14 protein-coding genes are annotated in these 14543 nt (G+C 39.8%); 5 read left to right on the top strand and 9 right to left on the bottom strand.

Annotated features, from left to right (window positions below):
- Positions 1-20 precede the first annotated feature (20 nt).
- The 6 genes from sufU to PaeCFBP13512_RS07860 form a co-directional block, all read right to left on the bottom strand.
- Entirely contained in the window at positions 21-446 is a 426-nt protein-coding gene (sufU, locus tag PaeCFBP13512_RS07885) for a Fe-S cluster assembly sulfur transfer protein SufU (RefSeq protein WP_069326965.1), read from the bottom strand.
- Positions 436-1656, bottom strand: a complete 1221-nt coding sequence (locus PaeCFBP13512_RS07880; RefSeq protein ID WP_069326964.1) for a cysteine desulfurase — start codon at positions 1654-1656, stop codon at positions 436-438. The genes sufU and PaeCFBP13512_RS07880 overlap by 11 nt, the downstream gene beginning before the upstream one ends.
- A complete protein-coding gene (sufD, locus tag PaeCFBP13512_RS07875; protein WP_069326963.1) occupies positions 1653-2954 on the bottom strand; it encodes a Fe-S cluster assembly protein SufD in 1302 nt (433 codons plus the stop codon). Before sufD ends, PaeCFBP13512_RS07880 begins: the two co-directional genes overlap by 4 nt.
- A gap of 29 nt (positions 2955-2983) precedes the next feature.
- The gene (sufC, locus tag PaeCFBP13512_RS07870; protein ID WP_069326962.1) at positions 2984-3766 is read right to left on the bottom strand and encodes a Fe-S cluster assembly ATPase SufC; all 783 of its coding nucleotides are present in this window, start codon (positions 3764-3766) and stop codon (positions 2984-2986) included.
- Positions 3767-4019: 253 nt separating this feature from the next.
- A complete protein-coding gene (locus PaeCFBP13512_RS07865) occupies positions 4020-4613 on the bottom strand; it encodes a DUF1802 family protein (protein ID WP_069326961.1) in 594 nt (197 codons plus the stop codon).
- 110 nt (positions 4614-4723) lie between these two features.
- Positions 4724-5188, bottom strand: a complete 465-nt coding sequence (locus PaeCFBP13512_RS07860; protein WP_069326960.1) for a Dps family protein — start codon at positions 5186-5188, stop codon at positions 4724-4726.
- 289 nt (positions 5189-5477) lie between these two features.
- Between PaeCFBP13512_RS07860 and mtnA the strand changes: the two genes are divergently transcribed.
- Together mtnA and PaeCFBP13512_RS07850 are read left to right on the top strand one after the other, a co-directional pair.
- Complete coding sequence (gene mtnA, locus PaeCFBP13512_RS07855) at positions 5478-6575, top strand: S-methyl-5-thioribose-1-phosphate isomerase (protein WP_137222318.1); 1098 nt, start codon at positions 5478-5480, stop codon at positions 6573-6575.
- 318 nt (positions 6576-6893) lie between these two features.
- Entirely contained in the window at positions 6894-7436 is a 543-nt protein-coding gene (locus PaeCFBP13512_RS07850) for a hypothetical protein (protein ID WP_069326958.1), read from the top strand.
- A gap of 112 nt (positions 7437-7548) precedes the next feature.
- Here PaeCFBP13512_RS07850 and PaeCFBP13512_RS07845 read toward each other — a convergent pair whose 3' ends face one another.
- Positions 7549-7932 (bottom strand): DUF423 domain-containing protein, encoded by a 384-nt coding sequence (locus PaeCFBP13512_RS07845; RefSeq protein WP_069326957.1) that lies wholly within the window; start codon positions 7930-7932, stop codon positions 7549-7551.
- A 118-nt stretch (positions 7933-8050) separates the two neighbouring features.
- Between PaeCFBP13512_RS07845 and PaeCFBP13512_RS07840 the strand changes: the two genes are divergently transcribed.
- Together PaeCFBP13512_RS07840 and PaeCFBP13512_RS07835 are read left to right on the top strand one after the other, a co-directional pair.
- Positions 8051-8626 carry a hypothetical protein gene (locus PaeCFBP13512_RS07840; RefSeq protein ID WP_137222316.1) on the top strand — a complete coding sequence of 192 codons (576 nt, stop codon included), beginning with the start codon at positions 8051-8053 and terminating at the stop codon, positions 8624-8626.
- A gap of 190 nt (positions 8627-8816) precedes the next feature.
- Positions 8817-9674 carry a DegV family protein gene (locus tag PaeCFBP13512_RS07835; RefSeq protein ID WP_069326955.1) on the top strand — a complete coding sequence of 286 codons (858 nt, stop codon included), beginning with the start codon at positions 8817-8819 and terminating at the stop codon, positions 9672-9674.
- Between the two features lie 83 nt (positions 9675-9757).
- Here the strand turns inward: PaeCFBP13512_RS07835 and PaeCFBP13512_RS07830 are convergent, their stop codons facing one another.
- Both PaeCFBP13512_RS07830 and PaeCFBP13512_RS07825 read right to left on the bottom strand, forming a co-directional pair.
- A complete protein-coding gene (locus PaeCFBP13512_RS07830; RefSeq protein ID WP_137222315.1) occupies positions 9758-12835 on the bottom strand; it encodes a PAS domain S-box protein in 3078 nt (1025 codons plus the stop codon).
- A 55-nt stretch (positions 12836-12890) separates the two neighbouring features.
- Positions 12891-13745 (bottom strand): alpha/beta hydrolase, encoded by an 855-nt coding sequence (locus PaeCFBP13512_RS07825; protein WP_137222313.1) that lies wholly within the window; start codon positions 13743-13745, stop codon positions 12891-12893.
- 97 nt (positions 13746-13842) lie between these two features.
- On the opposite strand from PaeCFBP13512_RS07825, the gene PaeCFBP13512_RS07820 reads away from it, so the two are divergent.
- Positions 13843-14526 (top strand): 4'-phosphopantetheinyl transferase family protein, encoded by a 684-nt coding sequence (locus PaeCFBP13512_RS07820; protein WP_137222311.1) that lies wholly within the window; start codon positions 13843-13845, stop codon positions 14524-14526.
- Positions 14527-14543: the final 17 nt, after the last annotated feature.

Raw genomic sequence — 14543 nt, 5'->3', positions numbered from 1 at the left:
CCATCTAATTTGTGAAGCATTTAGTTGTCTTCTGTAACAATTCCCTTGCGTAGGGCATTCCAGGCCAACGTAGCACACTTGATGCGAGCAGGGAATTTATTTACTCCAGATAGGGCTTCGATCTCTTCGTATTCTTCAAATTCCACATCTTCGCCCTTCATGAGAGCAGAGAAGCGGTCTGCAAGTTCAAGTGCTTCTTCATAAGTTCTGCCTTTTACAGCTTCTGTCATCATTGAAGCGGAAGCCATACTGATTGAACAACCGTCTCCTGAAAATTTGGCATCTTTCACTTTGTTATCTTCCACCAAAAGTTGTAGAGATATTCGGTCACCACAGGTTGGGTTGTTCAGTTCAACCGTCATCGCTCCGTCTTCAAATGAACCGCGGTTACGTTGATTTTTGTAGTGATCCATAATCACACGGCGGTAGAGATCATCAAGTTTCATCGCCAAAATACTCCTTCGTCTGAACCAACGCATCGATCAAGCGATCTACGTCTTGTTCATTATTATACAGGTAAAAGCTTGCGCGTGCCGTCGAACTTGCTTCAAGCCATCTCATTAATGGCTGACAGCAATGATGTCCTGCACGAATCGCTACCCCGAACGTATCCAGTACAGTTGCTAGATCATGAGGATGAACACCATCCAGATTGAACGTCACAATACCGACTTTACGCTTAGCAGGTCCATAAATTTTTAAGCCTTCGATCTGAGACATACGTTCCATCGCATAATTCGCAAGATGCGCTTCATGCTTTTCGATTTCATCCATTCCAATTTCTGTTAGGAAGTCAATCGCTGCTCCCAGTCCAACAGCCCCTGAGATAATCGGCGTACCGCCTTCAAATCTCCATGGAGCGTCTTTCCAGTCGGATTCGTATAATCCCACATCGTTAATCATCTCGCCACCGAACTCGATCGGTTCCATTTGAGCAAGCAATTGACGCTTACCGTATAGAGCTCCGAATCCAGTAGGTCCACACATTTTGTGACTGGAAAGTGCATAGAAATCACAATCCAGATCTTGTACGTCCACTTTCATATGCGGTGTACTTTGTGCGCCGTCTACCACCATAATCGCTCCATGACGGTGTGCGATCTCAGCAATTTGTTTCACTGGATTCACAACGCCAAGCACATTAGATACATAGACAACCGAGACAATTTTGGTATTGCTGTTAATTACTTTTTCCACATCTGCCAGATCAATATTGCCATCCGGTTGTAATGGAATATATTTAAGTGTTGCTCCTGTCGCCTTGGCTAATTGCTGCCATGGAATCAGATTACTGTGATGTTCCATCGGTGTAACCACGATTTCATCACCCGGTTGTAACCGAGGACGACCGTAGGACGAAGCCACTAGATTCAGTGCTGTTGTTGTACCGCGTGTGAAAACAATTTCTTCACTACGTCCGGCATTGATAAAGCGAGCAATCTTTTCACGAGCACCTTCGTAAGCGTCAGTCGCCCGTGTTCCCAGTGTATGGACGCCGCGGTGTACATTGGAGTTATCATACTCATAATAATGATTGAGCGCATCCAGGACAACCTGTGGCTTCTGAGAGGTTGCTGCATTGTCTAGATAAACAAGCGGATGTCCGTTTACTTCCTGATGTAAAATCGGAAACTGCTCGCGGATAGCTTGGTTCACTGACCTAGCTTCCTTTCAACCAGTTCCTGCAAACGAGTCTGCAAACGTTCCAAAGGAATATCCGATACGACTGGAGCCAGGAAACCGTAGATAATCAGTCGCTCTGCTTCTGGACGAGTAATACCACGCGACATCAAGTAATGAACTTGCTCAGGGTTAACCTGACCTACAGATGCTGCGTGTCCTGCCATAACATCATCTTCATCAATCAATAAGATTGGATTCGCGTCGCCACGAGCTTTCGGACTTAACATCAATACTTTCTCTGTTTGCTCACCATTCGAACGAGTTGCACCATGTTCGATTTTGGTAATACCGTTAATAATCGCATTTGCAGATTCGCGCATCACTGCACGAGTGATCATTTGGCTTGTTGTATCTTTACCAAAATGAACCGCTTTGGTTGTATAGTTCAAGCGCTGAGAACCTGAACCTACAGCGATGATTTTTGCATCGGAAGTTGATCCATTTCCTTTAAGCACTGTTGCTGTATCTGTAACGGTATTGCCATCGTTCATTTCACCGATGATCCATTCAATCGAAGCATCATTTTCAGTGATTGCACGACGGTAACTCATATCTGTAGTGCTACCCCCGAATTGGTGAACTGTTGCATAACGAACTTTAGCGCCCGCTTTTGCTACAATTTCAACCACTCCGTTATGCACACGAACATCGTCGCCTGATGAAATGTAGTTATCTACATAAGTTACAGAACTGTTCGTATCTGCTACTACTAGAATACGAGGTGCAAATGTAGCACCTGCATTTTCAGTCAAAAAGATCGCTTGAACAGGAATATTTACTTCTACGTTTTTAGGAACGTATAAGAATGCTCCACCATTCCACATCGCTGCATTTAGAGCTGTTAATTGATGCTCATCAGGTGCAACGACTGTTGTTAGATATGGCTTCACCAACTCTTCGTGTTCACGAGCAGCTGTTTCCAAATCTGTAAAAATCACACCTTGAGCTTTCAATTCGTCAGATAAACTGGAGAAAATAGCGCCTGAATCTTTTTGCACAATCAGGTTATCGGATTCGTTACCTTCCACCAATGCACTGATCAATGGAGGTAATTCGTCTAATGTTGCTACTTTTACAGGTGCCTGATAAGTTCCGTAATCCGAAAGATCCCATTTGTCGATCTTGGTTTTTTCCGGTTTAGGAAGTTCCAATTTGGAAGCAAGTTCAAGTGCTTTCAAACGGTTCTCAGTCAACCATGCAGGTTCATTCTTTTGTTGAGATAATGATTTAAGAGCTTCCAGATTTAATGGAAGTATCGTTTGCAATGTCATGTTATTAGCTCCTCCTTCCGTGCAGTGTTTTACGCTTCTTGACCTACAGTTTCGTCTGTAATACCAAGTTCTTCTTTAACCCAATCGTAACCTTCTGCTTCAAGACGAGCAGCCAATTCAGGTCCACCGGATTTCACGATACGACCTTGCATCATTACGTGTACATAGTCAGGAGTAATATAATCAAGTAGACGTTGGTAGTGAGTAATGATTAAGAATCCACGATCTTCATTACGCATTTTGTTTACGCCGTTTGCTACGATTTTAAGAGCATCAATATCAAGACCAGAGTCAATTTCATCTAGAATAACTAATTTTGGCTCAAGCAATAACATTTGCAAGATTTCGTTACGTTTTTTCTCACCACCGGAGAAACCTTCGTTCAAGTAACGGTGTGCGAATTCAGCATTCATGTCTAGCTCTTTCATGCTTCCTTCCATTTGACGGATAAATTTGATCAATGAAATTTCTTTACCTTCTTCACGACGTGCGTTGATTGCACTACGCAAGAAGTCAGAGTTTGTTACCCCTGTAATTTCACTTGGATACTGCATAGCCAAGAATAGACCTGCACGAGCGCGCTCATCCACTTCCATTTCCAAAACGTCTTCGCCGTCTAAAGTTACAGTTCCTTCAGTTACTTCATATTTAGGATGTCCCATCAAAGCAGATGCTAATGTACTTTTACCAGTACCGTTAGGTCCCATGATTGCGTGGATTTCTCCACCTTTCATTGAAAGGTTAATCCCTTTAAGGATTTCCTTATTGTCAATTGTTGCTTTCAAACCTTCAATGACGAAATTCGTTGCCATAATAGTTTTGACCTCCAGTGAAATAAGTAGTTTGGTTGTAGCTTATATATCTGTCAACAGAGAGTATAGTACACAAATCCCTGATGTACGAAAAACGAAAATACATTTAGATAAAGTCTAAGAATAAATCTCTCTTAGAACCATTCTAAACTGATTCTCAACGATTCTCAAGTTATTTTATAATAAATTTGAAGTAGTCGCAATGAAACCGATAATCTTATGCCATGCAAAAAAGACCTGACCGATCACTCAGTCAAGCCTTGTAGAATGTCCCGTCTTGTTGCAAAGCTTGCAAAATGACAGTTCTCATTCGCTCAAACTCCGCAGCGTCCAGCACCGGCGTCAATTCGCTCGTCACCAGACCACTTGGTATAGAAATCCATGATTTGCAGCCCAGGTACTGGTCCTGCACAGGGATCTCTATCGGTCGTTCAAGTATATATACCCGCACAATCAGTAAATGAAGCGGACTTTTTCTTTTCCAATGCAAACGTTCTTCGGCAAACGTATCTGTCCAGATATGCTGGTCCAGTAAAGCATCTAGCTGGTCTTGCTCGAATATTTCTAAATCATCTGTTACTTCCGCATACAGACGAATACCAGCTGATCTCGTATCAGGAGACCAGCCGTTAAGTGATTCGTCTACCAAATGATTGTATTCGGATTTGAGCAATTCGCGACGTTGGTGCTCGTAAGTTGGATACAAGTAAAAGGCATGATCTTTCAACTCAAAGTGACGTGTCTCTTCGACAATGCCGCCTTTGCGCATCAATAAGATCTGGTGACCTTTTTCCAACGCCTCAATAACCGAAGCCCATTCTTTCAAAGCCAATACTGATTCCGCCATCAATCGTCGCCCTCACTTTCTGTAACGGTTTGTTATCACCTATTATATCGCAGATGTGAAGGACTTCAATGTAGCAGGGTAACGCTTATGCAGTACATCTGAGATGGGGATTAGTTACCCAAGAATGAACGAAGCATCCACATGTGTTTTTCAAGATCTGCTTTGAACGCAATCAACATATCTGCTGTTGGTTGGTCATCCGCTTCATCAGCCAATTCGATTGTTTCTTGGAATTGCTCATTAACTGTAGCGAAGTCTTCGATCAATGTTTGTACCATTGTACGCGCATCTTCTGTTCCGTTCGCTTCTTGAATCGTTGCTAGTTCCAAATATTCTTTCAACGTTGCAGCAGGTGAACCTTTAAGAGTCAATAGACGCTCAGCGATTTCATCCATTTTCAATGTTACTTCGTTGTACAATTCTTCGAATTTGATATGCAATGTATAGAAGTTTTCACCTTTTACATACCAGTGGAAATTATGAATTTTTACATATAATACATTCAGGTTAGCAACCTGTAGATTTAGAAGTTCTTCAACTTTTTTAGTTTGACCTTTATTAGTTGTATTCGTCATGATTAGATCTCCCTCTTTCTTCTTTTCAAATTGGATGTTGGAGACTTTCAATCCTCAGCCTCGTCTGTTTACAAATTACCCTTGTATTTCATTTACGAAACAAATAGATATTGAAAAAAGACTGTGCAAATTCCTTCTTTTCCGATATCCTATATTTTAACGTTTACTATTTAAGTGTTGGTTATGAACAAGCGTAAGCTATTCAAATCATAGTAGAGATTGCGATTATAAAATCTTCTATTATATGATTTTGGTTTGACGATATATAGGACAGGGAGTGTTTCTTTAGATGAATCCATCATTTTCAACATCGGATGAGAATCCAGTTAAAGCGCCATTTGAACCTTTGTTATCATTGCGTTGGGACGACGATAAATTGTTGATGCTTGATCAACGTTTATTACCAGATGAAATTGTAATGCTTGAATTATTTACGTCAGAGCAAGTATTTGAATCGATTCGTTCGATGAAAGTACGTGGAGCACCTGCTATTGGTATCTCTGCTGCCTACGGCGTTGTTCTAGGCTCCTGGGAATATGAAGGCGAAGATGCAGACCACTGGCTCAAACATGTGCTTAAAACGGCTGCTTATCTGGCTGAATCTCGTCCAACCGCTGTGAATTTGTTCTGGGCATTGGATCGTATGAATAAGAAAGCTCATCAATTGGCAGAACAAGCAGGGACAACTGCTGATCGTAATGCGAGTCTGTTGGCTGAAGCGATTGCGATTCATGTCGAAGATGAAGAAGTATGTCGTATGATCGGTGAACATGCACTGCCTTTATTTACAGATGGTATGGGTGTATTGACTCACTGTAATGCAGGCGGACTCGCAACAGCTAAGTATGGTACAGCACTGGCTCCTATGTACCTTGCTCATGAAAAAGGTATTCATCTTAAAGTCTATGCTGATGAGACACGTCCTGTGCTTCAAGGTGCTCGCTTAACAGCATTTGAATTGCAACAAGCCGGTATTGATGTTACGCTTCTCTGTGACAATATGGCTGGTATGGTAATGTCCAAAGGGTGGATTCAAGCTGTTATCGTAGGTGCAGACCGCGTAGCTGCTAATGGTGATGTAGCAAACAAGATTGGAACGTATAGTGTAGCGGTACTTGCCAAAGCACATAATATTCCTTTCTATGTGGCATGCCCTTTATCGACCATTGATCTATCCACTGCTAATGGAACTGAAATTCCGATTGAAGAACGTTCTGCGGAAGAAGTAACAGAAGGCTTTGGCAAACGTACCGCACCAAAAGATATTAAAGTGTTTAACCCGGCATTTGATGTAACACCTAACGAATACGTAACTGCAATTATCACTGAAAAAGGTATTGTTTATCCTTCGTATGAAGAAGGTCTAAGAAATATATTTGAAGTGTAATCTATACTCATATTATGTTCGTATAATATGATATCTGCTTTGCATCACGTATGAATTTGTTGAGCTGACCGGGTCCGATAGGATACCGGTCTTTTTGCCCCTAAATGCAATATATTTTTGTAACATATTTCGACAGCCCATCCGATAAAAGTATATAGATAAGGCTTACATTTCGTGTTTATCTAATTTTGCTTATTGAGGCAATTGTAAACGATTTAAAAGCATATGTACTTGAAATGATTTATTTTAAAAACGGTAGGTTATAATGAATTGTGAAAATTTTTAACATTCTGATAGGATAAGTGAGATGGGAGAATCATGGATAAAAAGCCAACTAACGACGAAGCCGAATTTTTATTTAATGTTGACCTGATGATCTCTGGTCGAAACAACGCTGTTGCTCTTCAAAAACTGCTTGAAATTCTAAATAATCATGAAGAATTAGCAGATTTTAGAGTCGTTTCTGGCATCAAACTTGGACAAAAGATAGAGAAATCTTTGAAAGATACAAGTAAACAGCAAGTGCCTATAGATATATCAAGTATATCTGAAAGTAAAAAATCAATTACTGCACAAACTGCGTCACTGGTCAAAAAATTAGAAAAGCACAAACAAGAAGCTAAATCAGCAGCGATCTTACATGAAAAGATCGAAAATGATATGAACAGCTGGTTAGCCCTTTACATCAAAGATAATACATTGGTACGTCTAACGATCAACAATCGAGGGGATCGCTTTTCTATTCCGTGTCGTATCTTAAATTTTGATAATGAAAATCAAACGATTAGTGTATATCATGTGGACGAAAAACAAGTGTATACGTTCAAACTCAATGAGATTGATGATTTTCAACATACTTAAATCGTTATCTTATTGACGATCTGCTTCTTCTAACGATGAATATCAAAATAGCGTCTATCCCGGTCAATGAGATAGACGCTATTATTATGTTATATATGATAATAAGATTGGTTTAATTCCGTTTACCGTATTTGGCTCCAACAAGTGCTAACATGATCCAGCCTGCTATAAAGCATACTCCACCGATAGGAGTAATTGCACCTAACACTTTGATTCCCGTTATACTTAATACATAGAGACTACCTGAGAAAATGATAACTCCAATAGTAAATAATCGACCTGCCCAACGCAACAGACTGGATTCACCAATCACTCCTGCGAGCACAGCGACAATCAAAATAGCCAGTGTATGTACAAAGTGATATTCCACACCTGTTTTGAACGTTTGTAACAGTTGAGGCCCGATAATAGGTTCTAATAGATGAGCACCGAAAGCGCCAATGCCGACTCCAATCATACCCAGAATAGAACCGATAATTAAATATGTGCGTTGCATGAATATGCCTCCTGCTAATTGTTTTATTTTTAATTATACCTTACTCCGATGCTTGCATTTGTGAGGAAATTATGAAAAAGTAACGATACATACATATATTGTAAAGGAGATTAGATTCATGGACCCTTATGATCCCAAACGAAGTTCATCTTTTCCTAATTTAAAAAAAGATACGGATGCACCTCAAGACAATGATTTTAGAGATCCTTTAGCAACATCAGAGCCTTATGATTATCGCTCTTCTACCTTTGTACCACCATCTAATGATACCTATTACAATCCTAATGATCCATACGCTCCTCTACCCGGGCAACGCTGGCCTCATTCTAAGTTAGGTGTCGCTTCTTTTATTATTGGAATATCTACGCTTATTGTTAATATTATTGTAGGTGTGATTGCTGTTATTATGATGGTAGCCGCTGTTGAAAATTCAGATATTTCTTTTAATCTGTTAGATGAACAGAGTATCGAAGCAGGGCTGGCTGCAATATTAGGTGGGTTACTTGTCCTTGTGTTGATATGGGGATTATTAATCCTTGCTAATTGTACCGGTCTGGTCTTAGGGATTGTTGGTTGTTGCATCAAGCAACGTCGTAAAGTGTTTGCAATTATCGGTATTGTTTTAAATGCTTTTCCAGCCGCTTTTATTTTATTCTTTTTTATTATCGGTATTTTCTCAGACAGCAGTTATTAATTACTCTCAATCGCTTATTTCTATTTTGTCATATGAATCTTATTTGTTGCAGGTTGCCTTTTCTATTCTTTCTTAGAGAAGAAGCAATCTGCTTTTTTGTGTACTGTAAATCGTGATATACTAATACAATCTATTCTTATCAGCATTTAGATATAGATAATTGGACTCGATGGAAAGACAGGAGATTATTATGACATCTATTCGTATTTTTGTAGATAGTACTTGCGATTTACCAAAGGCATGGTTAGAAGAAAATCAAATCGGTGTTGTGCCTTTATATGTGAATTTTAATCATGAAGTATACCGGGATGGTGTGGATATGACACCTGCCGAATTGTATGAAAAAGTAAAACAAACCGGACAAACACCCAAAACGTCTGCACCTTCACCTGCTGATTTTATTCATGCTTTTCAGCCTGTGGTTGACAATGGGCATACGATTATTTATATCAGTCTTTCTTCCGCTCTTTCTTCCACGTATGCTAATGCCCATCTAGCAGCCAATACATTTCCTGAAGGCGCAGTAACGATCGTAGATTCATTGAACTTATCCAGTTCGATTGGCTTGTTAGTGATGAAAGCGGTACAAGCGATCGATCAACAACAATCGGTTGCAGAAATTGTGTTATTGCTTGAATCCATGCGCTCACAGATCGAGACCGAGTTCGCTATTGATTCGTTAGAATTTTTATACAAAGGTGGACGCTGTTCAGGTATGCAGAATCTGATCGGCAGCCTGCTCAAAATTCGTCCAGTCATTCAGGTCACTACACACGGAACACTGGTTCCTGCTTACAAAATACGAGGTAAACGTGAAAAAGCTGTCGAACAACTGCTTAGAAATACACTTGCTCATCGACATGCGATTGATCAAGATATTATTTTTGTAGTTCATTCTTTTGCTGAAGCAGAAGCTCGTCACATGCAAGCTGTACTTCGAGAGCAGACTGATGCGCGTCAGGTAATGATTACAGAAGCAGGATGCGTTATATCCAGTCATTGTGGTCCACAGACAATTGCCATTATGTATGCCAAAAATAACCATTAATTTCTTCATACAACTACTTCATTTAAATACAAAAAACCTGTTAAGAGACATCTTTGATAACATGTCTCTTAACAGGTTTTTTATTAAGCTAACTGTAATGGAATACTGAAATAAAACGTAGAACCTTGATGTTCCTGACTGTTGACACCAATCGTTCCATTCATTAATTCAATAAGATTTTTGCAAATAAACAATCCTAGCCCTGTACCACCATAGCGACGATTCATCACCGGATGTACTTGGGAGAATGAATGAAAGAGCTCACTTAGCTTATCTGCGGGTATGCCAATCCCTGTATCTGTAATCTGGAAATTCAGCATCATTCCTTGATCTTGAGACAAATACGAGACGCCTGCGCTAAGATGAATATTTCCTTTTTCCGTAAACTTAATCGCATTGCCTATAATATTGACCAGTACTTGCTTGATTCGAGGCATATCCCCTCTGGCTAACTTCGGAACTTCTTGTTCAATATGCTTATCAAATACCAAATACTTACTTTGCGCTGTCGGCAAGAACCATTGATAGACATCATCTATTAATTCACGAAGATCGAATAACTCTTCTTCCAGTTCGACATTTCCATTTTCCAAGCGATGCACATCCATAATATCATTAATAATCTGCATCAATTCATTGCCACTTTGACGAATAATATGAATATAACTAGCTTGTTCTTCATTCAGATCAAGATCAAGCATCAATTCCGCCATACCGACAATTCCATTCATCGGTGTACGAATCTCATGACTCATCATTGAGATAAATTGAGACTTCGCATAAGCAGCTCGCTCTGCGGATTCTTTGGCTTCTATAATCGCTTTCTCATTGGTTCGATCACTGAATACAACCACAACACCGACAATCTTTTCCCGATCTCGTAATGCATTAGTCTGATAAGAAGCGAAAAAGCTAGATCCATCACGGCGAAAGAATACATCTTCGGTTACACGTCTTGAAATGCTATCTTGCATCGTTAGCTCTACTGGATGATGGGTAGCCGCATAAGGCTCTCCATCTGATCGTGTATGCATTAACAAGTCACGCACAGGTGATCCTATAAATTCTTCTTTGGTCACGCCTAGCATCGAAGAAGCTGCCGCATTTAAAAAGATACCATTGCCGTCTGCATCTACTCCATAAATGCCTTCGGATACCGAACTCAATATCAAATTGTATTCATCACTGATTTTTTTAATCTGTTCTACATATTTTTTGCTTTCTGTAATATCTGTCGCAATTCCGAATACACCGGTGATTTCTCCGCTGACGATAATCGGCACATTTGTAATATTCACTTCAATTTGATGACCGGTATGATGCACCAGCACCGTTTCGTAGTTTTGTGGCATGCCCATTTTGGCTCTATTAAAACGATTCAAAGCTTCTTCACGCAGATCAGGATGGATCAGCTCAGCAAAGTATGTGTTTTTCAATCGTGTTCGATCATAACCACTTTGAATTTCAGCAACAGGATTGAGATTAAATAATCGACCTTGTAGATCAAATGAATATACACCTGATGGATTATACTCCACAAGTGACTTGTAACGCTGTTCGCTCTCGTGTAATCGTTGTTCTGCTAATTTACGATCTGTAACATCTCTGGAGACTGCAATCACTGTACCGGCAATTCCTTCGATCTGACTAGGTGTATACGTCGCTGTACTTTCTAACCAGACATAATGACCTGCTTTATGTTGAAAACGATAATGTACTGTCTTTGACTTACTATGCTCAGGCATCTCAGTAATCCATGTAATATAATCTCGGACAGCTTGATAATCTTCAGGATGATAAAAAGAGAATGCACTTTTGCCGATCAATTCTTCTCCTTCATACCCAATAAGCTTTTTCACAGAAGCTGACGTATATATAAAACTAAGTTCTTCATCTGCGGTATGAGAAGAAATCAGATCTAATGTATTGTTAGAAAGCATCCGGTATTGACGTTCACTTTCGCGAATCAAGTCTTCCATCAGACGACTTTCTGTTATATCTTGAATCGTACCTACAATCTGGCGGGTACCATCATTGTCATCTGCCACCAGTGTGCCTTGAATATGCACAGTTTTGATCTGATGATGTTGATCAACTAGACGACATTCAATATTCACATGTTCCTGAGCAACCGATTGCCGAAAAGCATACCGTACTTTATCCCGATCTTCATGATGAACCATCGTCAAAAAATGACGATACAATAACTTAGCTGAAGGTGATTCTACGCCAAGAATCTCAAGAAACTTATCCGAGCAGACTAATTCTTGCGTATCTAAATTCCAATCCCAACATCCAAATCCAGCAATACTTTGTGCCAGAGCTAGACGTTCTTCACTTTTGCGAAGTTGCTCTTCTGATTCTTTACGAGCGGTAATATCTCGCCCTATTCCCATATATTGAACCGTTACTCCATTCTCATCTTTGATCGCTTTAACCGTTAATTCAATCCACTTGTACGTTTTGTTTTTGCATACGCAGCGAATTTGAACCGCTTTGCGTGATTGAAATGGAGGTTCTAATTGCAAAATATCTTCGGCATAAATCAAATCAGTAGATAACGTCTGCATTAATTCAGAAGGCAGAAATCCTAGAATTTTTTCAACAGAAGGTGAAATATAGGTAATCATTCCGTCTGCATCGGAACAAGTGATCAGATCATCGGCATTTTCAGAAATCAGTCTATACATACGTTCAGCTTCTACAAGTTTTTGTTCAACATCATTGCGTGCTGTAATATCTTTGGCGATACCATAAATGCCTACAATTTCTTCGTCAATAACGATGGGTGTATATGTAACATCTAGGTCAATCAAATGTCCTTGTCGATGATAAATGTGAGTCTGAAATTGTACAGATTTACCTTGTAACACCTCTGCCAGATAAGGAGAACGCATTTCTATGCGCTCTGCTCCGAAAATTTTACTTCTATCGACATGTTCTAATGTATCTATAGTATAACCAGAAATCTTTTCGACACCTGGATTGGTATAAATGTAATTCCCCTTTTTGTCCATAACATATATCGCATCAGGGTGATATTCAAAAAGAGATCGGTACGACCCACTTTCAGATATCAGGTTTTGAAGAATTTCATGTTCATGATTGTCCAATGGTCTATCCCTCTCAATCTTTCGTATGCCCTTAATGTAAAAGCACATTATGAACTGTTTAGACTCTTGATAAGCAGCCTACTCTACTATTAACCTATATTGGTCATGATCCTTTCAAATGTCGCGCAAAAAATTCACTAACAATTTCTAAAACATCATTTCGGGTCATAAATGTAGTCGACGAATGACCTACACCTTCTAAAATATACAATGTGACTTCCGCCGATATCGCTGCTAAAGCATCATACAAAAACTGGCTCTGACGCGCAGGTACCACCTGATCTTGATCGCCATGCATAATTAAAAACGGAGGCACATGAGCAGGAATATGAGAAGCAAGATGATGAATAGGATTCGATTGATCGGCTGTGTCTATTTTATGTCGTAACGGCCCGCCCATCAGTAAAGAAATCACCGGTAATTCATATTCACTTTGAAAATCTGCCTGAATATCAATCGGTCCTGCAAAATCAACTACTGCTTTGACACTACTGGAATGTCCTTGCCATTGTCCTTGTTGATCCCATTCTGCTTGCTCTCCAGTCACACCAACTAATGCAGATAAATGTGCACCTGCGGAGTGTCCCCAGATTCCGACATGTTCAGGATCAATATGATAATCCAGTGCATGAGCACGTAAAAAGCGAATCGCTGTTTTGATATCTTCTAATTGAGCAGGAAAAGGTGCTTTGTTGACAGTGCGGTATTCCACACAAGCAATCACATACCCTTGACGAGCTAATTTGGACAGTGCCGGGATATGTTTGTAAGGATCAATATCGACCCATGCTCCGCCGACCACCCAGACAATTAACGGTAATGGCAAATCAGAAACAGGACGCAAAATATTCATTTTTAACGATTGACCATTGGCAAAGCGAGCAAATTGAACATCTGGAATTAATTGCACAAAGTACCCATCCTCGGTTTGATGCGCTAAATGTTTGATTTCTGACATTATATTTCCTCCTCGAAAATGGTATTGTATAATTTAGACAATAAAGTCATTTCTTTTATAACTATAAATCGATATAGGAAAGTGGGGAGACTAGAGATTGATTACAGTAACAGCAATACATTTGCCGGATTTATTATCGTTAGAAGATATGGAGGTATTACGTCGTAATGTATCACCTGCACGAAAAGAAGCTTCTTTGAAATTTGTTCGACAGCAAGATGCTCAACGTGGCTTAATAGGAGAGTTGCTTGTTTTGCATCGATTACGTACTCACTATCAACTGCAAGATCACCAGATTCAATTTGAGCAAAATAAATACGGGAAACCGTACCTACACAATCACCCTGATATTCATTTTAATGTATCCCATGCAGGTGAATGGATCGTATGTGCTGATGGGAATGTTCCAGTCGGTATTGATATCGAACAAATACGTCCTATCGACTTTGGGATCGCTCAACGCTTTTATACAGAACCAGAATATCAATTATTAATGAATGCACCGGAAAGTGAACAGCTAACCACCTTTTATGCATTATGGACGTTAAAAGAAAGTTATATCAAATTTGTAGGCAAAGGGCTTTCTTTACCCTTAGACTCATTCTCTGTTCTACAAAATGATAACCACGAATATCAAGTAAGTTCAGCCAAACCTATCGATATGGCAAGCTTTTTCCGTCATCTGCCGATCGATTCAAAGTATCAATTAGCAGTCTGTGCAGGAGAACCGTTGAGTCTTCTTCCACTTATTATGCTGGATTGGACCGAACTGATTCCGTGATTTTATACATATGGAAA

Source organism: Paenibacillus sp. CFBP13512 (assembly GCF_005233705.1).
In the GTDB taxonomy this organism is placed as follows: Bacteria; Bacillota; Bacilli; order Paenibacillales; family Paenibacillaceae; genus Saccharibacillus; species Saccharibacillus nuruki.
The sequence above is the reverse complement of the archived record's forward strand: the minus strand, read 5'-3'. Positions and strand labels throughout refer to the sequence as shown.